Origin of the sequence: Granulicella sp. S190 (assembly GCF_009766095.1) — a bacterium.
Taxonomy (GTDB): Bacteria; Acidobacteriota; Terriglobia; order Terriglobales; family Acidobacteriaceae; genus Edaphobacter.
This window is the reverse complement of sequence record NZ_LMUD01000009.1, coordinates 345,802-368,971: the sequence shown is the minus strand read 5'-3', so window position 1 is coordinate 368,971 and position 23,170 is coordinate 345,802. Positions and strand designations below refer to the sequence as shown.

Annotated in this window: 21 protein-coding genes; 8 read left to right on the top strand and 13 right to left on the bottom strand. The window is 57.3% G+C overall.

The window, feature by feature from the left end:
• Positions 1-1,090: RDD family protein (locus GSQ94_RS05395; RefSeq protein ID WP_158942277.1), on the top strand; the 1,090-nt coding region annotated here is incomplete at its 5' end.
• 252 nt (positions 1,091-1,342) lie between these two features.
• Here the strand turns inward: GSQ94_RS05395 and bamA are convergent.
• Positions 1,343-4,312, bottom strand: a complete 2,970-nt coding sequence (gene bamA / locus GSQ94_RS05390) for an outer membrane protein assembly factor BamA (RefSeq protein WP_158942276.1) — start codon at positions 4,310-4,312, stop codon at positions 1,343-1,345.
• Positions 4,313-4,575: 263 nt separating this feature from the next.
• Between bamA and GSQ94_RS05385 the strand changes: the two genes are divergently transcribed.
• Positions 4,576-6,033 carry an amidohydrolase family protein gene (locus GSQ94_RS05385; protein WP_158942275.1) on the top strand — a complete coding sequence of 486 codons (1,458 nt, stop codon included), beginning with the start codon at positions 4,576-4,578 and terminating at the stop codon, positions 6,031-6,033.
• A gap of 39 nt (positions 6,034-6,072) precedes the next feature.
• Here GSQ94_RS05385 and GSQ94_RS05380 read toward each other — a convergent pair whose 3' ends face one another.
• The 3 genes from GSQ94_RS05380 to GSQ94_RS05370 all read right to left on the bottom strand — a co-directional run bounded on the left by GSQ94_RS05380 (position 6,073) and on the right by GSQ94_RS05370 (position 9,412).
• Positions 6,073-6,258, bottom strand: coding sequence for a CPXCG motif-containing cysteine-rich protein (locus GSQ94_RS05380; RefSeq protein ID WP_158942274.1), 186 nt, complete (start codon positions 6,256-6,258; stop codon positions 6,073-6,075).
• Between the two features lie 10 nt (positions 6,259-6,268).
• Positions 6,269-8,218, bottom strand: a complete 1,950-nt coding sequence (locus tag GSQ94_RS05375; RefSeq protein WP_158942273.1) for a S9 family peptidase — start codon at positions 8,216-8,218, stop codon at positions 6,269-6,271.
• Positions 8,219-8,410: 192 nt separating this feature from the next.
• Positions 8,411-9,412: a threonine dehydratase gene (locus tag GSQ94_RS05370; RefSeq protein ID WP_158942272.1), complete on the bottom strand. Its 1,002-nt coding sequence runs from the start codon at positions 9,410-9,412 to the stop codon at positions 8,411-8,413.
• A gap of 264 nt (positions 9,413-9,676) precedes the next feature.
• Between GSQ94_RS05370 and GSQ94_RS05365 the strand changes: the two genes are divergently transcribed.
• Positions 9,677-10,291 (top strand): TMEM175 family protein, encoded by a 615-nt coding sequence (locus GSQ94_RS05365; RefSeq protein WP_158942271.1) that lies wholly within the window; start codon positions 9,677-9,679, stop codon positions 10,289-10,291.
• A gap of 21 nt (positions 10,292-10,312) precedes the next feature.
• Here GSQ94_RS05365 and GSQ94_RS05360 read toward each other — a convergent pair whose 3' ends face one another.
• Positions 10,313-11,494 carry an acyltransferase gene (locus tag GSQ94_RS05360; protein WP_158942270.1) on the bottom strand — a complete coding sequence of 394 codons (1,182 nt, stop codon included), beginning with the start codon at positions 11,492-11,494 and terminating at the stop codon, positions 10,313-10,315.
• 465 nt (positions 11,495-11,959) lie between these two features.
• Here GSQ94_RS05360 and GSQ94_RS05355 point away from each other — a divergent pair, with 465 nt between their 5' ends.
• From GSQ94_RS05355 to GSQ94_RS05345, 3 genes are all read left to right on the top strand, one after another.
• Complete coding sequence (locus GSQ94_RS05355) at positions 11,960-12,430, top strand: DUF4440 domain-containing protein (RefSeq protein WP_158942269.1); 471 nt, start codon at positions 11,960-11,962, stop codon at positions 12,428-12,430.
• Positions 12,431-12,495: 65 nt separating this feature from the next.
• A complete protein-coding gene (locus GSQ94_RS05350; protein ID WP_158942268.1) occupies positions 12,496-12,705 on the top strand; it encodes a type II toxin-antitoxin system HicB family antitoxin in 210 nt (69 codons plus the stop codon).
• A gap of 83 nt (positions 12,706-12,788) precedes the next feature.
• The gene (locus GSQ94_RS05345) at positions 12,789-13,010 is read left to right on the top strand and encodes a type II toxin-antitoxin system HicA family toxin (protein ID WP_158942267.1); all 222 of its coding nucleotides are present in this window, start codon (positions 12,789-12,791) and stop codon (positions 13,008-13,010) included.
• 1 nt (position 13,011) lies between these two features.
• Here the strand turns inward: GSQ94_RS05345 and GSQ94_RS05340 are convergent, their stop codons facing one another.
• The 4 genes from GSQ94_RS05340 to GSQ94_RS05325 form a co-directional block, all read right to left on the bottom strand.
• Positions 13,012-13,389 carry a PilZ domain-containing protein gene (locus GSQ94_RS05340; protein ID WP_158942266.1) on the bottom strand — a complete coding sequence of 126 codons (378 nt, stop codon included), beginning with the start codon at positions 13,387-13,389 and terminating at the stop codon, positions 13,012-13,014.
• Between the two features lie 467 nt (positions 13,390-13,856).
• Complete coding sequence (frr, locus tag GSQ94_RS05335; protein WP_158942265.1) at positions 13,857-14,441, bottom strand: ribosome recycling factor; 585 nt, start codon at positions 14,439-14,441, stop codon at positions 13,857-13,859.
• Positions 14,442-14,575: 134 nt separating this feature from the next.
• Positions 14,576-16,111, bottom strand: coding sequence for an FAD-dependent oxidoreductase (locus GSQ94_RS05330; RefSeq protein WP_174240883.1), 1,536 nt, complete (start codon positions 16,109-16,111; stop codon positions 14,576-14,578).
• 90 nt (positions 16,112-16,201) lie between these two features.
• Complete coding sequence (locus GSQ94_RS05325) at positions 16,202-16,822, bottom strand: TetR/AcrR family transcriptional regulator (protein WP_158942263.1); 621 nt, start codon at positions 16,820-16,822, stop codon at positions 16,202-16,204.
• A 113-nt stretch (positions 16,823-16,935) separates the two neighbouring features.
• Here GSQ94_RS05325 and GSQ94_RS05320 point away from each other — a divergent pair, with 113 nt between their 5' ends.
• Both GSQ94_RS05320 and GSQ94_RS05315 read left to right on the top strand, forming a co-directional pair.
• A complete protein-coding gene (locus GSQ94_RS05320) occupies positions 16,936-17,817 on the top strand; it encodes an NmrA family NAD(P)-binding protein (RefSeq protein WP_158942262.1) in 882 nt (293 codons plus the stop codon).
• Positions 17,818-17,877: 60 nt separating this feature from the next.
• On the top strand, positions 17,878-18,288 hold the full coding sequence (locus GSQ94_RS05315; RefSeq protein WP_216843016.1) for a hypothetical protein: 411 nt from the start codon (positions 17,878-17,880) through the stop codon (positions 18,286-18,288).
• A 99-nt stretch (positions 18,289-18,387) separates the two neighbouring features.
• Here GSQ94_RS05315 and GSQ94_RS05310 read toward each other — a convergent pair whose 3' ends face one another.
• The 4 genes from GSQ94_RS05310 to GSQ94_RS05295 form a co-directional block, all read right to left on the bottom strand.
• Positions 18,388-18,663, bottom strand: coding sequence for a hypothetical protein (locus tag GSQ94_RS05310; RefSeq protein ID WP_158942261.1), 276 nt, complete (start codon positions 18,661-18,663; stop codon positions 18,388-18,390).
• A gap of 57 nt (positions 18,664-18,720) precedes the next feature.
• Positions 18,721-19,899, bottom strand: a complete 1,179-nt coding sequence (locus GSQ94_RS05305) for a pyridoxal phosphate-dependent aminotransferase (RefSeq protein WP_158942260.1) — start codon at positions 19,897-19,899, stop codon at positions 18,721-18,723.
• 150 nt (positions 19,900-20,049) lie between these two features.
• Positions 20,050-22,452, bottom strand: coding sequence for a glycoside hydrolase family 31 protein (locus GSQ94_RS05300; RefSeq protein WP_158942525.1), 2,403 nt, complete (start codon positions 22,450-22,452; stop codon positions 20,050-20,052).
• Positions 22,453-22,615: 163 nt separating this feature from the next.
• Positions 22,616-22,798: a hypothetical protein gene (locus tag GSQ94_RS05295; protein ID WP_158942259.1), complete on the bottom strand. Its 183-nt coding sequence runs from the start codon at positions 22,796-22,798 to the stop codon at positions 22,616-22,618.
• Positions 22,799-23,170: the final 372 nt, after the last annotated feature.

Here is a 23,170-nt window from a genome sequence, read left to right as displayed (position 1 = left end):
TGCTCTCAGCGCACAGGCTGTTGCCGATGCCCAATACCAGCTCCTCGCCGAGCTCGATCAATGGAACCTGACGCCCCCGGCACCCGCTCCGCTTCCGGCATCGACGGCACCAAAGCTCGTAGCGCCAGAGCCTCCAGTCGTCCAGGCGTCATCGGCACCCGCAGCCGCACAACCGTTACCTAGTCCCGGTCTCACCGTAAGACTTTACGAAGATGTATCCCGCAACCCACCACAGGAGTCTCTTCTCACTCCCAGTCGGCCGCTCCTATCCGAGGGGTACGAAACTTCGAACGAGGTCGAAGCTCTCGACGAAGAGATCGCCTTCCGCCAAGCCCCTATCTTTGAAGAGTCTGGCCCTCCCATCGAGATCCCCGCCAATCTCATCGAATTTCCTCGCCAGCTCGTAGCCGCCCGCAAAGCCCGGCCACGTCTCGCCGAAGGGCCTCTCCGCGAGGACATCGACCAGCCGTCTCATAACAACCAGGCCGCACAATTGCGCATCTTCGAGGTAGAAGCCACTCAGATCTCTACCTCCCCGGTCGTCGAAACTATCGCACCGGAGTGGTCCTCCATTCTGTTGGCAGCCCATCCTGTCTCCGCGCCGGTCGAAACCCCCGAGGCCCCTTTTCAGCTCGCGCACAGACCCGAAGCCGCGCCTCTCAATCTCCGTCTCATGGCCACGATCGTTGACGGATGCATTATCACAGCCTCTTTTCTCCTCTTCGTCGCCGCTTTCGCCGTCACGGTAGGCAAGCTACATACAGATACTTCGACTTCCGGCGCCGGCAGCATTTCCATGAGCCTGCAAGCCGCTGCTATTGGCTCCGCCGGAACCATTGCGGTCCTCGCGTTGCTGTACCAGCTTCTCTTCTTCACCTTTAGCGAGGCCACACCGGGCATGCGCTACGCCCGCATCGCCCTCTGTACCCTCTCCGACGAAAATCCAACTCGCTCTGAGATGCGCCGCCGCATCTTCGCCACTGTTCTAGCTGCCTGCCCCTTAGGCATCGGCTTCCTTTGGGCATGGCTGGACGAGGACGGCCTCGGCTGGCACGACCGCATCTCCCGCATGTACCAGCGAAGCTATTAGATTCGCTTCTTCCAGATCAATGGGAGGAGAGTGTGCTAATCAGACCCATAACAAAGGTATCCGCCACGAAGTTGCTGCGCGAACCGGGTCTCCGCAAACAGTCTTCGCTTGCGGTGTGGCTAGGCGCAGGTATCCGTCCTGCAGGACGATCTGTTTACGAACCTAACTGGCACTCGAACCAAACAATTTAAAGAAAAAGAGCCCACGCCCGGACAAATTGCTCCGAACATGGGCTCGCAAAACACAAGCCGATTAGAAGGTCGTACTAACCGTCAGCCGGAACGTCTTCCTCGGTTCCCGAAGAACGTAATCCGCTCCGTAGAACTGAAGCGCCTGCTGATAGCTGAACTGTCCCGCCCCATTCGTTGGGAAGTATTGCTTGAAGATATTCACGTTGTCCGGACCGGAGTTGGGCACTGCAAGCTCCTGAGGAATGGTCTTGAACAGACGCAGCGGGTTGTAAGCGTAGTAGATCCGGAATGGAGCGTTGACGATTGGCAGAATTACCTGAAGTTCCGCCCCGAGCGAGTCACGCGGAACGAAGTTCGTTCCCGGCACAATCTTCAGCAGGTCAGGGAATTTGACCGACTGCCCGCCAAAGCAGGAGCCATTGACAATCGTCGGGCAGCCATACTGCGCGCCATCGAGCAGCGACTGGCCCGCGGTACTCTGCCGCAACTGACCGTGCTGCGCATCGAAGGTCATACCGAAGTCGTTGAAGAACGCAAACGTAACCTGGTTCACGATCGGAATCCGGTATTCCAGATTAGTAACCAGCTGCGTGTCTCCGCCGATCGAAACCAGACGGTAGATCGGCAATGGAATCTGAACCGGCCCTAGCGCTGGGTTCGTTGGGTCGCGCGGAACCGAGGTCCCATCCGGGTTTGTCAGGATGTACTGAACTCGATTGGGAACAAACGTGTACGGCGAAACCGACCGGATATCGAATCCGCGAAGATCCGACTCACCACCACTATAGAGACGATGCGTCGGCGGAGCCACCTCGCCTCCGAAGCCCGACGTGTGAGCCAGCTGGATGCGATACCCGAGCACGTTATGGCCGTCATTGCTGACCTTCAACCCCTTCATCGGGAAGAACTGACGATAGCTGGCGATCGGGGAGTAGTACTTCACATTACCGCCTACACCCGCTACCTGCACCGACACGTTGAAGTCTTTTCCGTGATGCGGACCAACCGCACGATCAAGGCTCGAGAAGGTAAAGCTAGGCGTCACCACCGAGGTAATAATGCCGGTCAATTGATTCTGTCCTGCAACGCCTGAACGGAACGCCAGCGACTGGAATACGTTAGTCGTATTCTGGTTGAACGTCGTTACCGAAGACCGCGACAGGGAGTACGACAGGCCGATACGAGTTACGCCGGTCCGCGAGAACAGATGCCGCAATGGCTCGCTCGCCGAGATCGTCAAACCGGTCGTCGACTGGTTGTAGTTCGTTAGGAGCGACTGCTGCGCCGTCGTCAGGTTTCCCGCCGCTGCACCCGTCGCACTCTGGCTCTTCGACGGGTTGAAGTCATACTTGCTGGCGAAGACCTGCGCGCCCAGCGAGATCGGCTTATCCCGCAGGTAGGGTTCGGTAAAGCCAAAGCTCAGATTTCGCGACAAGTCGCCGATATTCGCCTGAACCGAAAGCGTCTCACCTAACCCGAGGAAGTTGTTGGTCTCATAGTTCAACCCAACAAAGGTTCCCGACAGTCCGCTAATGCCGCCGTTCAACCCGATCGAATTCTTACCCTTCTCTTTTAGCTTCAGCAGCAGATCGACGGTTCCATCATCGGTATTCTGACGGCTCTCCGAATCCTGCTCCGCTTTCAACGCCTCGAAGTAGTTCAGCTGGTTCAACCGCAGGATGGAAAGATCCCAAAGCCGGCTGTTGTAGACCTGACCCTCCTCCAGCAGCAGCTCACGCCGAATCACCTTGTCGCGCGTAATGGTATTGCCCGTAAACTCGATCCGCGAGACGTAGAACGCTTTGCCCTCATCGATATCGATATTCAGCTTGATCGTCTTGTTAGCTTCATCGATCGTCGGTACGGGAGTTCCGACAAAGTTGATGAATCCGCCTTCGCCAAAAGCTTTGCGCAGCTGATCGAGTCCCTTGCTGAACTGTGTTGCGTTAAAGTACTCGCCGTCCTTCTGCGCAAACTGCGCGCGCAGCGCTTTCGTATTCGTGAAATGAGTATTACCCGAAAAGGTGATCCCGGCCAGCTTATAGCGTGCGCCTTCTTCCACCGGCATCAAGATATCGATTCGCTTGCCCTTCGAGGGGTGCAGCGTAAAGGGATTGATCCCGCCGGCATCTCGAATGTGTGTCGTCGGATCGCTCGTCAGCGCCTTAAAGTAGCCGCGGTCGCGATAGGCCTGCCGCACGCGCTCAGTGTCTTCATCCAGCTTGCTCGCGTCGAAGGTCCGGGCAAACAGATTCTCCAGGATGATCGAGTGCGGTATCCCAATCGGACGCAGGTTCTTCATTGCACCGCGGAGGGTGCGGTCGTTCAGGCTGTCGTTGCCCTGGAACGCAATCTTGCCCACCTTCACGGTAGGTCCTTCTTTGATGTTGAACGTAATCGCCACGGCAGCCGGCGGAATCGTCTTCACTTCAGTCCTGATCGTCGCGAACTGGTGGCCATGCTCCGCCAGCAGATCCCTCAGCACTACTTCAGCCCGTTTGATCTTCGTCGGGTCGTACTGGCTCTCAACCGAGAGCGGAACTTTGGCCTTCTTGAACCTGTCCAGAATGTCGGACTGCGTCACCGCACCAAGACCTTTGTAATTGATCTCACGGATGGTTGGCTTCTCCTTGACGTAAATGATCAACTGCACGCACTTCGATGAATCCACGCGTTCAATCCGCACATCGTCAAAGTAGCCCGTATTCCAGAGCGAGTTGAAGTCCCGCTCCACTACCAGCGGGTCATAAAGGTCGTTCTGCCGGCTGTACAACCTTGCCAGCACCGACTCCTTCGGAATTCGCCGGTTCCCGATCACCTGCGGCTGGCACAGCGTCTCCACCCCCTGCGACGACACCGAACCGGCCGAGGCCCCTGGAGTGAGCTGCGCCGGCATCGAAGCAGCTGCCGCCGCAAACGCAATCATGGTCGCGGCTTTAACGATGCGGGAGCGTCTGGAGCGCGTGCACACAGTCTTGGTCTTGCTTTTCAGGGAGCTTCCGCTCTCTCGATTCACGGTAAAGATACGCACACCCTCACTGCTCTAAAAATGACGCTCGCCCTGCAAAGTCAGCGAAGTCCTGATTATATGGGAGCGGCCAGCCGTTAGCGAGTTCGCCCCCTGGTTCTGGCCGGACAACCTCAATCCAACCCACGAATTTCAGCTTTCCTTTTGGACGAACCACCCTGACAAAGGCACCTCTACCCCTCCAAAACAAATCTTCACATTATTGATATAGCCTCTCGCCCCAAGTATCCTGCAGATTCAATCCATCTCAATTCGGTAGGCAAAGAATGTACGAGCAGCTTCGGAGAACACAGTGCCTCGCCGTTGTGGCGTCCATCACATGCTGGGCTGTCCTGGCCTCTCCGCACAAAGCCCAAGCGCAGATCTACGATGTCGTTATCAGCAACGGTCGTGTGCTCGATCCTGAATCGGGTTTGGACGGCATTCGGAACGTCGGTATCGTCGGCAATCGCATCGCAGCCATTTCAACGACGTCGCTCAAGGGAAAGACTTTAGTAGACGCAACCGGTCTGGCGGTCGCGCCGGGCTTCATCGATCTGCACTCTCACGGCCAGGACGCGGAAAACTACCGCTTCAAGGCCATGGACGGCGTCACCACCGCACTCGAGCTTGAAGTAGGCGTCTGGCCCGTTAGCGAATGGTACGCCTCACGCGAAGGAAAGGCTCTCATCAACTTCGGCGCAAGCAGCGGACACATTCCTGCGCGCATGAGTGTCATGAAAGACTCTGGCACCTTCCTGCCCCGGGACACCGCCGTTACCGAATCCGCCACAGCTGCCCAGCAATCGCAAATTCTCGCCGACATCGACGAAGGCATGAAGCAAGGCGCGCTCGGGCTCGGCATGGGTCTCGCCTACACCCCCAAAGTAACTCCAGAGGAGGCATTGAACCTCTTCTATCTCGCCGCCAGATGGAAGCGACCCGTATTCGTGCACATGCGCTACCCCGGCAGCTTGACGCCCGGTGTCGTCGACTCCCTCCAGGAGATGATCGCCGATGCCACCATCACTGGCGCTCCTCTCCACATCGTCCATATCAACAGCATGGCTGGCAGCAAGACTCCGGAGGCGCTCAAAATGATCGAAGGCGCGCGCGCCCACGGCCTCGACATCACCACAGAGGCGTATCCCTACACCGCGGGATACACCAACCTTGAATCTGGTGTCTTCGACCCCGGCTGGCAGAAGCAGTTGAACATCACCTACTCCGACCTGATGTGGGTAGCGACCGGCGAACGCCTTACCGAAGAATCCTTCAATCACTATCGCAAACAAGGAGGACCGGTCATCATCTTCTCCAACACGGAAGAGATGGTGCGCCTCGCGATGGCTGATCCTCTTGTCATGATCGCAAGCGATGGAATCCTGATCCACGGGGCCGGTCATCCTCGCAGCGCTGGCACCTACGCCCGTCTTCTCGGAGTCTGTGTCCGCCAACAAAAGATCCTTACGCTCATGGAAGCAGTCCGTCGCGCCTCTCTCGCACCCGCGCAACGTCTCGAAGCCTTCACTCCGCAGATGAAGAACAAGGGCCGCCTGAAGGTCGGGGCCGATGCGGACATCGACATCTTCGATCCCGCACAAGTGATCGACAAGTCTACCTATCAGCAACCTGCTCAATATTCCTACGGATTTCGTGACGTCCTGGTAGGCGGTACCTTCGTAGTACGCGACGGCAAATTGAATGAAGCCCAACTACCTGGTCAGGCTATCCGCGCTCAGTAGTTTCAGAACTCGTTGCATCAGGCCGCGCACCTGCCCAGATTAGCTCTCCAACTCAGCCGTAATCGTGAACTTCTGCGCCGACCCGTCCCACCGCACCGTCAGCACATTCGGCTGGCAACAAACCTGGCAGTCCTCCACATACTGTTGCTTCGAACCGCCAGATTCATCCACCGTCGTCTCGATCCACTCCCCACAACCTGCACATTGAAATCCCGCTGCATGCATCGCCAAACCCTCACTGCGTCTTCGTATCTCCTTTAAGATACTTGTCGAACCACCCGACCGACCGCGTCAACTCATCCACCTGATGCTCGCGCTTAATGAAACCATGCCCCTCTTCGGGGTAGTACACCGCATCCACCGTACGACCCTCTTTCTTCAGGATATCCACCACCTGCTCGGCCTCTTCCTTCGGCACTCGAATATCCCTCTCTCCCTGAAGCACCAGCAAAGGCGCCTTCTCATCGCGAATGTACTTCAGCGGCGAGCTCGCCTCATAGACCGCCTTGTCCGCCACGGGATCGCCCAGCAGCGTCTTCTCATACTCCTGCAGCCGCGCATCCTCATGCGCCAGCATCGTGTACCAGTCCAGAATCCCGTACTCATCCACCGCTGCCGCCCACAGATCAGGATTCTTTCCAATCGCCATCAGCGTCATGAACCCGCCATACGATCCACCCCAGATCCCCACCTTCTTCGCATCGATAAACCCACTGGCTTTGAGAAAATCGACGCCCGCAATCTCATCCTTCAGGTCCGCGCCGCCGAGATCCTTGTGGTTCGCCCTCTCAAACTCCATGCCATAGCCGGTCGATCCGCGTACATTCGGCGCAATCACCACATACCCGCGCGATACCAGCAGAATCGCCCGCGGACTAAAGCTGTCCAGCGTCTGACCCGTCGGGCCGCCGTGCGGCATCACGACTACGGGAGCCGTCCCGTCGCGCTTCAAGTTAAACGGAACCCACACCAGCGCCGAGATCATCCTTCCATCGAAGCTCTTATAAGTCACCAACTGCGACGAAGGCAGCGCCGACGCAGTCAAGACTGGGCTCTCGTTATGTGTCACCTGCGACACGGCGTCGCCTGAACTCAACAGATAAAGATTCGGCGCATGCGTCGAGTCCTGGTGCGCGAACAGGTAGCTTCCGTCTTCGCGAAACGCGGTCGGTCCCGCTCCGGGAGAGTTCAACCCCGCTGGAACTCCCCTGTCGCTCGCCTTCAACGTCTTCGTATCGACAAAATTAATCGTCGTCCGTCCATCCGCATTCAGGACGTAAGTAAACACGTCCCCCTTTGGAGAAAACCCACTCGCCTGCGCCTCCCACTGCGTATCGGTCACCCAGCGCTTCTTCTTCGAAGCGACATCCAGCAGCGCGACATTCGAGTACCCACCCTTTTCATTTGAGGTCACCAGCAGCGTCTTGCCATCTGGCGACAACTCGGACGCAAACACCAGCACCTTCCCCGTATGCGCCGTCAGATTCTCCGCTGCTTCAGTCTTCACCTCAATGCGGTACACATCCGCATCATCAGTCCCCACCCCCCGCACCGCATACAGATATCGTCCGTCAGGGCTCCAGTCCACAACATTCCATGCGGCCTTCGGATCTTTCTCATGCGTCAGCAGCCGCATCTTCCCCGTCGCCCACTCCATCACTGCAATATTGATGGAGGCTTCGACCTTCTCCTTGCTGCCAAAGGCCAGCCACCTCCCATCTTTGGAGAACTGCGGCCCACTCTCACTCGTCTTATCCGTATTCGTGAGATTCCGCGGCGCACCTCCACTCACCGGAACCGCATACAGGTCATACAGCTCATCGCCGCCTTTGTCCTGCTCGTAGACGATCTCTCTCCCGTCCTTCGTAAACACTGGCCCCGATTGCCGGTCATCGGACTTCAACAACTGCCGCGCACCCGTTCCATCCGCCTGCATCACCCAAAGATTTAGCCGTCCCGAAGCATTGCTGACATACCCAATCTGCTTTCCATCCGGCGACCAGGTCGACCCGCCAATCCTCACGGTCTGCAGTAACTCCGCCACCGGCATCGGAGACGATCCCGCCGCGTTCTTCGCGGAGACCAGGCTTTTGGGATCGGTCGCAACACGATCTCCGGGCCCTGAAGCTAATCCTGAAACCGAGGCCATCACTACTAACGCAGGCACTAAGCAGAAGCGTGTCATCGCAAACTCCGTGGAAGTTGAAGTGAACTCCAGAAACCGACCGCGCCAGACTAGCACGCCCGCATCGAACTACGCGGCAACCGCCCTACTTGTTCCCCGCAATCTCCTTGGTCACCTTGCCGTCCGCGTCAAGAAAAGATTCTCCAGTATCTAAGCCTCACTGCAAGATCGCATAAGCATGCTAATGGAGAATCAGCTCATCCCGCTATCGCACAACACGCTCCCGAATACGTCGCTATCCACATTCCCACCGCACAGCACGGTCCCTACGCGCTTCCCTCCCTTGGGTCGGTCCATCAACAGAGCCGCCAGTCCAATCGCCCCCGCGCCCTCCGCCACATTATGCGTATCGACGAAGTACGCTCGCATCGCCTCCTTCACCGCCCTGTCATCCACCATCAGGATGCGGTCCATCCCCGCCTTCAAAATCTCCAGCGTCGTCGCGTCCGGCTTCCTGCAGGCGACTCCATCGGCAATCTCCGTCGCAGCCTCATGCTCCCGCACATGTCCTGCCGCAAACGAAAGCGCATATGCCGGAGCATGGCTCGACACAACCCCCACCACCTTCGTCTTCAGTCCCAGCGCATTCCGAGCCGCAATCGTCCCACACACTCCTGACCCCATCCCTATCGGCACATAAAACGTATCCAGCTCCGGACACGCCGTAAACATCTCCCACGCATAGGTGGAAACACCCGTTACCAGATGCAGGTCGAAGCTCGGCACCCGGTGCCATCCAAACTGAGCCTCAAGATGCGCCGCATGCTCAATCGCCTCCTGGAAGTCGTTCCCAAACTCCACCAGCTCCGCGCCCAGACATCGCATCGAGCGGTTCTTCTCCGGACTGTTGCCAAACGGCACCACGATTACCACCCGCAGTCCAAGCTGCTTCCCTGCAAACGCCATCGACTGCCCATGATTCCCGCGAGTCGCCGACACGACCGTCTTCACCTCGGGCCGAGTCCGCCGGAGCCAGTCCATATACACCAACCCGCCGCGAACTTTGAACGCCCCCACCGGCGTATGGTTCTCATGTTTCACCCACACCTCCACCGGCCCGGCGACCGCCGAAGCTCTCTCGTTCAGCAGTGGCCAGCTGTACTGCGGCGTTGCCGGCATCGTCTTATAGATCAACTCCGCCGCAGCTTTAATCTCCTCCAGCCCCGGCAACACCTTCTTATCACTGAGAATCATCGCACCCTTTCTCTACTTCTTTCACTAAGGTCAGCCGCATGCGCGAGAGACTCCGTCAGGCAGCAACACCGGCGCCAACACGCCGCATAAATTCGGACTGCCATGCGAACAAACCGCAGGCACGGCATCCACCGCACGCGAATGCGAACGCATGCCAGTGAAATTTTCGACCATTCCTACATTTTAGTCTTTCCCACGCATACACCCACACCAACCGCCGATGTATGCTGCTCCCAACGCGAAAAGTCCAAGCCTCGTAAACCTATGCGACACACACATCTCTCCACAACAGCCCGCCTCGAAGCCTTTTCCGACGGAGTCATCGCCGTCATCATCACCATCATGGTTCTCGAGCTCAAGGTTCCCCATCAGGACGGCATCGCAGGCCTCTACGCCGTGATCCCTACTCTCGCCATCTATGCCGTCTCGTTTGCTTTCACCGGGATTTACTGGATCAACCACCACCACCTCGTTCACCGCACCGAAGAGGCCGACGAACTGGTCCTCTACGCCAACCTCTTCTTCCTCTTCTGTCTCTCACTTCTGCCCTTCCTCACCTCCTATGTCCTCGAAAAGAAGATGGACTCTTTCTCTGTTGCTCTCTATACGTCCTCAATGGTCTTCACCGGCTTTAGCTTTCTTCTCCTGCGCCTCGCCATCGCTCGCCGCCTTCGCCTCGCCGGCAAACTCGAAATTCAAGACACCTCCGTACAGCACAAGCATCTCTACTCGCTGCTGACCTATCTTGTCGCGATTCCTGTGGCCTTCTACCACCCGCACCTCGCCCTCGGCCTCTGCGCCTTCGTCACCATCATCTGGATCACCCCCACTGCCGGCGTAAAACCCCGCGAAGAAGACGCGCCTTTTCCGCGCCCCTAGCCGTTTTTAGAGCAGCGGCTTTTAGAGCGCAGGTTCCCGACGCATCTCTACCTCCACAACCTCACCGGCCCGAACAGAGCGATCCCGCAACGCCATAAAGGGCCTCTCCACAAGCCCATACAACACTGCCGCAGCCAGCAAGCAGCTTACGGCGTATACCACCACCGTCTTCGCATCTCGATGCTCCGTCAACCAGGGAAGATACCTTCGGTCCAGATTCGCGATCTCCTTATGCGTGAGGTAAAGGCTGAACGCTAGAGTAGCTAGCAGCTTTGTCCCCGGTATCGAAGATCTACTCAGCCACCCATCGCGGCTCACGCTTGAAGCCACCAGCAGACCCAGCCCAATCGCCAGCAGAGGAAACCCCAGCACCGTTCCCCATGCCGCAACCTTGGTCGCGTCCCCCATTCCGTCTCCCCGAAACATCCAGCAGACCGCACCCGTCAGCATCAATCCCAGAATCAGCGTCGCGTGTCCTCTCTTCGCAAGCCAACTCCACCACCCAGGCCGAAAGCTCCTGGTCAGGGCCAGCGCCACCCCCACCACCAGCCCGTCCAGCCGCGAATAAGTGGGGTAGTACAGATACCGGTAGTACACCGTACCAAAATCCTCCGGAACAGCGCGACCGCTCCAACCCTGCGGAGAAATCAGCGGAAACAGCACGTAACCGCGAAAGAGAATTCCAAAAAGAATCACCCCGCCAATCAAATACCACGCCTTCCGCAAAGAGGGCCGTCGCATCGCCCCTATCACCAGCAGAGGAAGCACAAGGTAAAAATGCTCCTCCACGCACAGCGACCACACATGCGAGAAGGCATGATGACTGAAGTCAACAAAGAATAAGTTGACCGTGAACGTTAAAAACTGCCAGAGAGGAGGCAGCACAGCAGACTCACGCCACGCAGGCCACACCAGATAAATCCACAAAACAACAAAGTAGGCAGGGAGAATCCGGTAAGCCCGTCGCCGGTAAAAATCGCGAAGCGACACTTCGCCGCCAGAGACATACGGCTTCAATAGCTGCGACCCGATCAGGTACCCACTCAGCACAAAGAACAGGTCTACTCCCATCCACCCAAACTGAGCCACAGCCGCCATGCTCTCCGGAAGATAACCCTCTAGGTGGTAGAGCATTACCGCCACAATCGCAACCCCGCGCAAGGTATCCAGGCCCTGCATCCGCGCTGCGTTCGATCGTGTCATAGAGATCCCTACTCAACACAATAAAGGCAAAAAAGCGTGACCCTCTGAACCGAGATCGAAGTCTCTCCCATAGGTGCTCGAACAGTTACGGCGGAAAGATCATCGAAGCGCGCTCATCGAGCAACTGCGCAAGCACACCGGAGTTCAGGAGACTCGAAGCACCGTCATCTGCCGCGAACTCAAGATTCGTAGCGACGGAAGGCGAGACTTAGACCATTTGAACCTGTGAAAGTCCTCCCCATTCTTCCGAATTGAACAAGAAGCGACCAAGCAGAGAGAACAATCAAGGCATCCATCCTCGCAGGGTCAAAAAGAACTCAGACAGTTACTGCTTCGGCCACGCAGGCATATCGTTCTTCCGCGCATCATGGTCTACTATCAATCCGACCCGAACTCCACCACGTCCTTATGAAGCAGCCTGCTCAAAAACTCTGCACCAACAAGGTCTACCCTTTGAGAGCCACTATGCCGATTCGTTCCTCTCTCCGCCTTGCCGCCCTCGGCATCACCCTCCTCGCTCCGATAACCCTGTGCGCGCAAGAGACAAACCCGCTGCATACTGCCTCCCGGCAAGAACTGGACGTCATCAAGGTTCTCCTGGTTCAGGAGGCCGCGTGGAATCGCGGCGATCTCCCCGCCTTTGCCAGCGGCTACAAAGACTCGCCCGACACCCTCTTCGTCACGCACCAGATCTCTCGCGGCTACGCCGGTCTCCTCGATCAGTACAAGCGCGACTATCCCAACCGTGCCGTCATGGGAACCCTTACCTTCTCCGAACTCGAAGTCCACACCCTCGATGAAAACTTCGCCGTCTGCATCGGCAAGTATCACCTCGACCGCGCCAAGAAAGACGGCGGCAACGCCGGGGGCATCTTCTCCCTCATCTTCGAAAAGACCGACACTGGCTGGAAGATCATCATCGACCACACCACCTAACTCATGTTAAAAGGCTAAAATCACAAATTCGATTCCTGTTGTTAGAATCGTTAATAGAGGCAGCCATGACCTTTCACATCACGCTCGAACCCGCGGAAGACGGTTGGATCGTAGCCGAGTGCCCAGCACTTCCCGGCTGCGTCTCTCAGGGTAAGGATGAGGAAGAGGCCATCAACAACATCCGCGAAGCTATCACCGCGTGGATGTGGGCCGAAGACCAAAAAGCGATGAAGTCTTTGTCAAAAGATCAAACACCTTTACTCATCGCCGTTTAAACCTGCGCAGGCGCACACAAACAACCCAGGTTTCCACAAAGAAATCTATCGCGCACCTTAAGTCGATGCACTAACCTTGGTGCATGGGAACACTTGCCAATATCTCCGGCAAAGAAGCGGCAAAAGCTTTTGCGAAGGCAGGCTGGCAGACCGTCGGGCAGGTTGGCAGTCATCTTGTCATGACGAAGCCTGGCCAGCGCGCCAATCTCTCGATTCCGCAACACAAAGAGCTATCCGTTGGCACTCTTCGTTCTCTCATCCGAAGCGCCGGAATGAACGTAGATGACTTCCTCAATCTCCTGTAACTTAGTCGCTCTCTTCTCCACCAAGCTCAGCAATCAGCTCAGTCAGTCCTGCCCGCACCTTTGCGCTCATAGCCTCAAATAAGAATCCCGCCCCCCGCGCCCTTACCATCCTGCTCGTTCCTTCACATCGCAGCACTGTCTCATGCGCCCGAAACAAAATCTCCACCGGCGTCCCCGGAGCAAGCCTCAACCGCGCCTCCGTCTCTATATAGCACCCGCCCTGACTCACATCCAGCACCCGCCCGCGAAACAGCATGGTTCCATCCTTCACCATCACCTCAGCCCACGCATCCACGGCATAGCGCCTGTGCTCCCGCCTCTCGACGACCCCCTCCAGAGCAGCACTTCGCCGGTCCTCATGATCCTCAAACTCATCCATTCTTCGCCTCCCGCAAAGAAGATGTCGCACCTCGTGCTTAGCGAAGGCGCCTGCTCCCATCATCGGCACAAGGGGAGAAAGAATAAGGACTAGTCTGTAAATCGACCTAAATATATCCTGGGCAATCCAGTCCGCTATCCACATCCGTATAATCTGCACAGTTTGAACCCGTTTCCAAGCCGAGTCCACGGGAGGCATTCATGCAGTGCACCAAATGCCATAACGGCACCAAGATGCGGCGAGCAAAGCGTTCGGCCTCCTCGAGGAGCACCTCTACTCTTTTTTCGGCTACTTTCCCTGGATCTGCTCCGGGTGCAAACAGCGAATCCTTCTCAAGAATCGCGGCGACCGCAGAAGCGTCTCTCGCGAAGACGAATCAGGCCCTGTTCCCACCAACCCAAACAGAAACGGCCTCCACCGTGTCCGGTAAAGGCCATTCCGTCTCTGGATCAATAACCAGCAAATGATCAGACCGTCATGATCTCCTTCTCTTTCGCCTTGAACAGATCCTCGACGCGCTTGATCTCCACATCCGTCAGTTGCTGAACCTCTTCGTTCGCGCGCTTTTCATCATCGGCTGAGATCAGCTTGTCCTTCGCCGCCTTCTTGATCTGCTCGTTCCCATCCCGCCGAATATTGCGGATCGCGGTTTTGTGATCCTCCAGCGTCTTGTTCAGCTGCTTCACCACATCCTTGCGCCGCTCTTCGGTCATCGGAGGCACCGGCACGCGAATCACCTTTCCATCGGTCATCGGGTTCAGTCCCGTTCCCGACGTCCTTATCGCCTTCTCGATCGCAGACACCATCCCCACGTCGTAAGGCTGCACCAGGATCAGCGTAGGTTCAGGCGTCGACACCTGCCCCATCTGCGCCACCGGCGTATCTGTGCCGTAGTAATCCACCTTGATCTGGTCGAGCATATGCACATTCGCCCGCCCCGTTCGCGCAGAAAGCAGATGTCCACGGAAGTCCTCCACCGTGCTCTCCATCTTCGCCTTCAGCTGCTGATGCGTGCCCTTCAACGCCTCAATCCCTGCCATTGCCGATGCCATACGTTCTCCTCTACTGCTGCAATCGATATTTTACAGAGACGCACCCCACCACGCGAGGCGAGCCGCCAAAAACCAGTTCCCCGCCCAAGAACATCCGAAAGGAAAGCTTGAGGGGACTACTTGCCGCGAAGCGTCTACTTCGCCGAAACTTGACCAAGGTAGTCTTGAAGATCGGCGAAATCGATCTCCGGACCTATCCAACCAACATACCCATCAGAACGCACTAAAAGACAATCTCCCGGTCCGCCCCCATAGCTCTCGGCTACATGGCCAAAGGCGTCCACAAAGATCTTGCTAGCTGACGCCGCATCTTTGATCGACGGAGAGGCAAGAACATCAACACGCTTTACATCAACAAGTTCACCCTCAATCGCTCTGGCACTCTTCCCTGGAAACAGCCGCATCAGAGTGAACTGCGGCCCCCGAAACACATCGAACAGCCTTATCGGCTTGCCTTCCAAGTCCAGACCGGGAGCGTCCGGAGCGCGGTCTCCGGCTGCAATCTTCAGATTCACGTCGCCCGACCGCTTGCTCAATGACATCTCTTTATAGGTGATTCCGAGCTGAAGCGTCACCGCATCGCGCCGTAGTTTCTCCTCTCCATTTCCTGTGATCTGCCGATGTAGTTTTGTGCTGAGCCCGAGCACACTCGCAGCGACTGGCAACCGCTCTTCTTCATAGGTATCCAGGAGAGCGTCTGGCGCTCCCCGCAGCACACTCTCCAACTTCCAGCCCAGGTTGTACGCATCCTGTATCCCGGTGTTCATGCCTTGGCCCCCGGCAGGCGAATGGACATGGGCTGCATCGCCAGCCAAAAACACGCGGCCGATGCGAAACCGCGCAGCCATCCTTACGTTTGCTCGATAGAGCGAAAGCCATGGCGCATCGATCAGTTCAATATCCATCCCGCCAGCTCGTTCGTTCACAATCCGCTGAAACAGCTCCAACGAAGGCTCATGCTCCTCGCCCTTTGGTATCTGTGCCTGAAACTGAAACATGTCCGTCGAGGGGAGCGGACAAAGCGCAAGCAATCCGTCCGGGTGATTCGGCCACGAATGCCAAGCTTCTCGGTCAAGGCCGCGTAACCGAACGTCGCCTACGTACATACGCTCGTCAGTCCATGTCTCTCCTTCAAAAGGAACCTCCAGCAACTTGCGGACAAAACTGCGCCCCCCATCTGCGGCAACCAGGTACTGACAATGTATTGTCTCCTCGCCACCCTCTCTCCGAACTTTTGCCGCGACGCCGCTCTCGTCCTGCTCCAGCCCAACAAGCTCCGTCGAAAGCTCTACCTTTCCGCCCTGCTTCTCGAGCAGAGCGCGAAGCCTCTCCTCCACACGCCACTGCCGAATAATCAGCGGACTCGCATACGGTGTGCTCGGAGTCGGGTTCCGCCCCTCATGAATATCCCTCTCCCCCAGCACCTTCGATCCGTCATATCCCCGAAAGGGAATATGAAACTTTCCCAGTCTCAGAATCTCATCGATAATGCCGAAGTCATCCAGCACCTCGAGGCTCCGCGGCTGCAGTCCCTTTCCCTTCGAACCGATGAAGTACGCTGGTGCTAGATCAATGATCTTGAACGCAACTCGGCGGCGAGCAAGGTCGCATGCCAATGCCAACCCTGTCGGTCCAGCTCCCACAATCAGAACTTCGACACTCTGGCTCATAAACATTGCAGATATCGTATCGAAATCTACTCAAATTGAAACCTGTCATCGCAAAAGGCTCGCAATCTCTATGGGTCGATCTCGACATCCCTATCGCCCAGCCCGGACTGCCTTCTTCGAGGGCTTCTTGCCCAGGCTTAACTGAACCCGAATCATTGCATGTGCATTCTTCAGAATGGTTCTTGCCGTCGCCTCGTCAGACGCGATATTAGACAGCATGACGGCACCCGCCATGGCACTCACCAATCCGCTCGCGGTAGTCTGAGCCTCGTCCCTTCCAAGATGCGTCAGATGATCGGCAACAAGCTTCACCAGTTGCTGATAGCCAGCAGTGGAAACTGCGCGCACCTTCGCCTCGCAACGACTTAGTTCAGCTCCAATCATCGCCAGGGGGCAGAGATAGTTATTGCCTTCGCGCTGCGATTGATTCAAATACACCGAGACGATCGTCTCCAGCGCTTCAGCAGAGGATTTACCGTCCGTCTGCGTCTCGAACATCGCAAGCAGCCTCTGCCACGCCTCACTATTAGCCTCAAGGATCAACTGCTCCTTAGATTCGAAGTGTCGATAGAATCCACCCGGTGTCAGACCTGCGGTCGCCATAATGTCCCGCATCCCCACCGCTTCCACGCCCTTCCTCAAAAACATTCCCGCAGCAGTCGAGACGATTCGTTCCCTTGTCTCTGCCGCTTCGCTTCGAGACCTTCGCATATCACTCCCTCTCGAAAAAAACCTGCACCTTTTAGATGACATACGTTCTCTAAAGGTTCAGAGGGAGTGAAAGAGTCTCCCTTCAGCAGCCTAACCGCTGCAAAGGAGAAGTGATGAGCGAATCGAAGATACTAGTGACCGGCGCGACCGGCGATACCGGCAAAGCATCAGTAAAATTCCTCCGTGAACAAGGCCACGCTGTTCGCGCAATGGTTCGCACCCACGACGATCGTTCTGAAGCACTCCAGAAGCAGGGCGCAGAGATCGTCCTCGGCGATCTTCGCAACTTCGAGTCCGTCCGCGCCGCTCTCGAAGGCATCCAAAGCGCTTACTTTGTCTTTCCCATCGAGCCCGGCATTCTCGAAGGGACCGCCTACTTCGCTCAAGCTGCAAAAGAAGCTGGCGTACAGGCCATCGTCAACATGTCCCAGGCGTCAGCACGCCGCGAAGCCAAAAGTCACGCAGCTCAAAATCACTGGATCGCCGAGAGGATCTTCGACTGGTCCGGCGTTCCCATAGTTCATGTGCGTCCAACCCTCTTTTCAGAATGGGTTCTCTACTGGCGCGGTTTCATCAAAGCTGCAGGCATCCTGCCGCTGCCATTCCACACGGGCCGCGTCGCACTTGTCGCCGCCGAGGATCAGGGTCGCGTCATCGCCAATATCCTCGTCGCGCCCGCAGAGCACATCGGCAAAACCTATCCGCTCGTCGGAGCGAAGGAGTTCACCTTTCCCGAGATCGCCGAAGAGATCGGTCGCGCCATCGGAAAGCCGGTTCGCTATCAACTCACCGACGTCCCCACCCTCGCGAAACTCGCAAAGGAAAACGGCATACCCCTCGGAGATTTCTTTTGGCAACACCTAAGCGAGATCGCGGTCGACTTCGAGAACAACGTCTTCGCTGGCACCAACGACCTCGTCCAGAAAATTGGCGGCCAACCATCCATCAGCTTGGCTGACTTTATTGCGAAACATCGCGACCAATTCGCCGACTGATTCAACGACTGGCACCGCACCCATCACATCACTTGATCTATTCCCCACCAGGAGAACATCATGAAATCGCTCGTCCGCCTCATCGCCCTCCTCTGCATGCTCGCCCCGTTCGCCGCCAAGTCGCAGACGCCGGCATCCTCTCCCCTGCCGCCAACCCCGACCAACAGAATCCTCGCCATCGGCAGGTTCAACGCACCACCCACCCCGGAACAGTTCAAGTTGCTCTCCTCGAGAGAGGTGCCCGACACCCTGCGTCTCTATCTCGCAGGCAAGATCGATCAGTGGTACTCCATTCAAAACGACAACGGAGTCGTCTTCATCCTCAACGCTTCTTCGGTCGAAGAGGCTCACACCATGCTCGAAGCCTTACCTCTGGGGCAAGCCAAGCTGATGACCTTCCAACTCATTCCACTAGGTCCAATCAGCCCCTTGGCTCTTCTTCTTCCCAGATCAGACAAAGCAGCTGAGTGATCTAAGCCGCCCTGCAAATCGTCCGGGCTAACGCATCGAGGTGCAGCCATCTCCTTCGCATAGGAGATGGCTGCACCTCGCCTCCACGAAAGCCCGGAGCTACTCCTCGGCCACTTCGTCGCCAGTCTCCATCGGTCCCAAACCCAACCCGCGATTAGGTTTCTTCTTCTTCGCCGGATATACCTTCGCCGCGACCGGCGGGGCAAGTGCATCCTTCACCAGCACCTCAATCCCACGCCAGTACTTCACATCCCCCGGCAACGCACTGGGTACGGCCTGCCGCATCCGGCAGTACCACAGCGACCACTCCAGCTCTTTCGAGTTCTTATTCTTGATCGCGGCTTCAATCCGCGTCACTTCAGAGAAAGACGGCATACCTCTTCATCTTATAGACAGCCTCGGGAGAATAGACAGCCCCGCGAACAAGCTGCCCTAACGCAGCTCCCGCAGCCTCCTGCAAGCCTCCGCCAGGTCTTTATCCTTCTTCGCAAAGCAAAATCTCAACAGATCCTCACCCTTCCCAGGGCGAAAGAAAGCTGACCCCGCCACCGAAGCCACTCCCGTCTTCGCCAGCAGAGCCCTTGCCTTCTCCGCTGCCGTGGCTCCCTGCAACCTCGCGGCCGAGGCCAGAACGTAATACGCGCCATCCGGTACATGCGGCGACATCCCCGCCGTCCGCAATGCATCCACAATCATCGTGCGCTTCACCTCATGCTCGAGGGCCAGCCCACTATAGAACTCCTCGCCCAGCTGCTCCACCCCATCCGCCACGCCCTGTTGCATTGGAGCAGGCGCACACACGTACGTCAGATCGTGAAAGTACCCAATCGATCCCAGCCATCGCGCATCCGCGATCAGATACCCGACCCTCCATCCCGTCACCGAAAACGTCTTTGAAAACCCCGACATCAGAATCGTTCGCTCTCGCATTCCGGGAATCGCCGCCGGGCTCATATGGGTCGCGCCGCCATAGATAAAGTGTTCATAGATCTCATCCGTAAACACGAATAGATCGAACTCCTCCGCGATCTTCGCCAACCCCTCGAGCTCCCTCCGTGTAAACACCTTCCCTGCCGGATTCGACGGCGTGTTGATCACCATTCCCCGCGTCTTCGGCGTAATCGACGCTCTCACCGCCGCAAGATCCAGCCCCCAGTCAGGGGCAGACAACGCAACCGCAACCGCCGCCACCCGCAGCGAGCTCAACGTATTCACGTGATACCCATAGAACGGTTCAAACACCAGCACCTCATCCCCTGGATTCAGCAGCGCCATCGCTGCCGCCTGAAATGCCCCGGTCACGCCGCTGGTCACCAGCACCTCGCGCTCAGGATCCACCGTAATCCCTAGCGTCCTCTCCACCTTTCCCGCAATCGCCTTCCGCAGCCGGGCAATACCATCCAGCCGGGTGTAGATATTAAATCCGTCACGAATCGCGCGAATCGCGCCCTCCGCCACTACCTCCGGCACCTCGGTATCGCACACGCCTTGTGCCAGATTCACTCCGCCCATCGCATCGCACGCCACGCTCATCGCACGAATCTCCGACTGCACCAGCCGTGGCGCAAGCTCACTCAACCCCAACCTGGAAGAAATCTCAGCCTGTCCCATACGCGATCCCCCAAAGCAAGCAATCAAAACCAACGTGCATTTATCTTAGTCCCGACCAACGAGAGGACCACAACTCACCATCCCAGCATGGCAAGTTAAAAAGGCGTGCAACCGCCCGCCCGCGCGTAGCGAGCCAGTCCGGCAGGACAACTACCGCCCCGCCCCAATCACCTCCACGAGTCCATCCTCCGACACCACATCTGCCTTCGCCCCCGACCGCGTCAGCTTCTTCGCCCCATCCGACCAGTGCAGCCGCGTCACCTCCGACTGCCCCTTCTCATAGTTGTAGGTCGTCCCATCATCGCGATACAGCTCAAACTCCCCGTCAGCACCCGGATAAACTTTCACCTTCGCAATCCTCTGCTTTTCGTTCGTACTCTCCACCGCCTCACCCAGCGGAAGAATCGATCCAGCCTTCACGAACAGTGGAATCACATCGATCGGCGCAGCCACCGTCACCATCTGTCCGCCATGCAGCCGCTCATTGGTCCAGTAGTTATACCAATCCGTTCCCGCAGGCAGATAAACCTCTCGCGAAGTCACTCCCTGCTCAGTCACTGGAGCCACCAGCAATGCAGGCCCAAACATATACTCATCGCCAAGATTCGCCACCTTGGGGTCCGCACCAAAGTCCATAAACAAACCACGCATAAAAGGCGCGCCCGTCTCATGCGACTCATGCCCCAGCGAATAGATATAGGGCATCAATTCGTACCGCAGTCGCAGGTACTTCTCAAGGATCGGCTCGGCCTGCCTCCCATAAGACCAGACCTCGTTCTGCGGCCTGCTTCCATGGCTGCGAAAGTTCGGCTGAAACGCCCCATACTCGAACCAGCGCACATACAGCTCCGGATAGTCATCGTACCCACCCACATTCGCACGCGCGTCCGTTGGATCAATTAGTACCGGCCTATCCGCCTTATGTTCAGCCGGCAGATACTGCCACCCGCCAATATCTGTACTCCAGTAAGGCATCCCCGACGCAACAAAATTGATCCCCGTCGGAACCTGCCGCTTCAACGTATCCCAGTTCGCACTGATGTCCGAAGACCAGAAGATCGTGCCGTTATGCTGCGCTCCGAGATAAGAGTCACGCGCCAGAATCAGAGCCCGAGTACTCAAGTCCTTGCGAAATCCGTCATAGAACGCCGCCGTATGAAACAACGGAAACACGTTGAAGTACTGCGTCCCCGGCCCGATATGCCAGTAGCTTCCATTCGGCGGCAGGTCCGGCTCCGTCTCATCCGCCCAGAACGAGTCAAACCCCTTCGCAATATAGTTCTGCTTCACAATCCCCCAGAACCACTTTGCAGCCTCCGGGTTCGTCGAATCGATATCCGATCCCGCGCGATCGTACGGCAGCCCATTCGTAGGCGTCCCATCCGCCAGCGCCTCGAACCACCCGTTCTTCAACACCGTCGCATAGTAGCGGTCCTCCGGCACAAACCGCGGCCACACGCTGATCATCGTGTGGAAGTTCATCGCGTGCAGTTCCTTGTTCATCGCAGCCGGGTCCGGCCACCTCGCCGGGTCCATATCCATCTGACCCATCTTCGTATAGTGGAACCAGTCGATCACCAGGTCATCGATCGGCAGATGCCGCTCGCGATAGCCCTTCGCCACCGCCATCAGCTCCTCCTGGCTTGTGTACCTCTGCTTACACTGGATATACCCATACGCCGACTTCGGCAGCATCGGCACATCTCCCGTCAGCAGCCGATACCCCTCGTAGATCTCGTCGTACGTCTTCCCCGCGATCACAAAAAAAGAAACTCTCTGCCCCACATCCGAAGTCCATCGCGTCACATCATTGAATCCAAATGCCACCGTCGTAGCCGAAGGGTTATCCCAAACAATCCCATACCCTTTATTTGTAACCACGAATGGAACACAGACGCTCTGCCCCGCCGGAGCGTTGTAGTCATGCGCGCACCGCACCGCATGCCCGCGCCGGTCCAGAAACCCCTCCTGGTTCTGCCCCAGCCCGTAGTAGTGCTCATCTTTCGGCGAACGGAACGTAGCCCCCACCTGGAAGAAGGGCGCATCCGTCGCACGCCGGTCATACAGAATATCCGCGTTACCATCTTTATGGTTCGGCACCGACATCTGCCATCCCTGCATCTCCAGCAACGAAACCCCCTCCGGCGTCTTGATGGAGATTCCCACGCCGGGCGTCGATCCATTGAAGAACTTCGCAATATCCGCCTCAGTCCGCGCCACACCTGCCACCGGCTTCGGCCCGCGCCCGCCTGGCCCGGCAACCGTCACCACCATCCGCGACGATCGCAGCACATCCCCAGCTTCACCCGACTCGGCAACCCACCCCGCGCCCGCCGTCTTGGCCGAGATCCCATAACCCGGCCCAGCCAGCGCATCCTCTCGCCGCAGACTCAAACTCACCCGAACCACATTCGCCGCATAAGGCTCCACCAACACTGTAGCCTCACCTCTGCTGACCGAGACCTGCTGTCCGCTCGCCGTCCCCACCATGGCCAGCCCAACCGCCAGTGTCCCCATCCCACGCCTTGTAAACGTTCTCCGCAGCAAATCCATCACTTCCATAAAAAGGTCCTCGTCCAGGCGCACTCTAAGTCTCCATGCCCCAGCCACGCTGATCCTACCCTGAGATCAGAGATTATAAAATCTCTTCAAAGGTATCCCCGCAAAACAGCGCGCCTTCCGACACTACGCCTGGAAATCAGCTTCAAGCGCACCGTTACCTTCCCAACAATCGAGGCAGCATATCTCCATATCCCCAGATCGCAGTGCCAACGACACCGGTGGCGTAGCCAAAGTAAGTGATCAGCTGATAAAAGCGCGGCGGGTTCAGGGTGATCTCAATCTCTTTCTGCACCGTAGCCAGGCCCTGCTCGAGGGCAGTCGCGAGTTTTCGCTGCAAGAAACCAGCCAGCCTGAAAGTGGCTAACGCGCCCACCAAACACATCACAGATCCCGACCGTGAAAACCAATCCGTTCCTGTCTTCCTCGAAAGATAGTAGGAAAAAGCTGCGAACATCCACGAGCCCACTAGGACGGTGCCGATCCACACACAGATCGATCGAGTTCTTTGTACAACGATCGAGCCGTGATCTCTTTGCTGTTCATAATGGCCCCCGGCTAAAGTTTAAGGGTCCCCCGGCACCCATTCGGAGAGCCAGCCATCCCATGCCGCCACCAAACTTTTTCCCGCCTCTCTCGTATAAATAGAGAGAGCTCAGTTAACCCATCAAAATTTAAAGGACCGAAATGCCTTTGATACTCGCAGTTGGGA

Bases quoted from the DNA above. Each gene is read 5' to 3' on its own strand.
- GSQ94_RS05385 (WP_158942275.1), top strand. From the start codon at position 4,576: ATGTACGAGCAGCTTCGGAGAACACAGTGCCTCGCCGTTGTGGCGTCC.
- GSQ94_RS05380 (WP_158942274.1), bottom strand. From the start codon at position 6,258: ATGCATGCAGCGGGATTTCAATGTGCAGGTTGTGGGGAGTGGATCGAG.
- GSQ94_RS05375 (WP_158942273.1), bottom strand. From the start codon at position 8,218: ATGACACGCTTCTGCTTAGTGCCTGCGTTAGTAGTGATGGCCTCGGTT.
- GSQ94_RS05370 (WP_158942272.1), bottom strand. From the start codon at position 9,412: ATGATTCTCAGTGATAAGAAGGTGTTGCCGGGGCTGGAGGAGATTAAA.
- GSQ94_RS05365 (WP_158942271.1), top strand. From the start codon at position 9,677: ATGCGACACACACATCTCTCCACAACAGCCCGCCTCGAAGCCTTTTCC.
- GSQ94_RS05360 (WP_158942270.1), bottom strand. From the start codon at position 11,494: ATGACACGATCGAACGCAGCGCGGATGCAGGGCCTGGATACCTTGCGC.
- GSQ94_RS05355 (WP_158942269.1), top strand. From the start codon at position 11,960: ATGCCGATTCGTTCCTCTCTCCGCCTTGCCGCCCTCGGCATCACCCTC.
- GSQ94_RS05350 (WP_158942268.1), top strand. From the start codon at position 12,496: ATGACCTTTCACATCACGCTCGAACCCGCGGAAGACGGTTGGATCGTA.
- GSQ94_RS05345 (WP_158942267.1), top strand. From the start codon at position 12,789: ATGGGAACACTTGCCAATATCTCCGGCAAAGAAGCGGCAAAAGCTTTT.
- GSQ94_RS05340 (WP_158942266.1), bottom strand. From the start codon at position 13,389: ATGGATGAGTTTGAGGATCATGAGGACCGGCGAAGTGCTGCTCTGGAG.
- frr (WP_158942265.1), bottom strand. From the start codon at position 14,441: ATGGCATCGGCAATGGCAGGGATTGAGGCGTTGAAGGGCACGCATCAG.
- GSQ94_RS05330 (WP_174240883.1), bottom strand. From the start codon at position 16,111: ATGAGCCAGAGTGTCGAAGTTCTGATTGTGGGAGCTGGACCGACAGGG.
- GSQ94_RS05325 (WP_158942263.1), bottom strand. From the start codon at position 16,822: ATGCGAAGGTCTCGAAGCGAAGCGGCAGAGACAAGGGAACGAATCGTC.
- GSQ94_RS05320 (WP_158942262.1), top strand. From the start codon at position 16,936: ATGAGCGAATCGAAGATACTAGTGACCGGCGCGACCGGCGATACCGGC.
- GSQ94_RS05315 (WP_216843016.1), top strand. From the start codon at position 17,878: ATGAAATCGCTCGTCCGCCTCATCGCCCTCCTCTGCATGCTCGCCCCG.
- GSQ94_RS05310 (WP_158942261.1), bottom strand. From the start codon at position 18,663: ATGCCGTCTTTCTCTGAAGTGACGCGGATTGAAGCCGCGATCAAGAAT.
- GSQ94_RS05305 (WP_158942260.1), bottom strand. From the start codon at position 19,899: ATGGGACAGGCTGAGATTTCTTCCAGGTTGGGGTTGAGTGAGCTTGCG.
- GSQ94_RS05300 (WP_158942525.1), bottom strand. From the start codon at position 22,452: ATGGATTTGCTGCGGAGAACGTTTACAAGGCGTGGGATGGGGACACTG.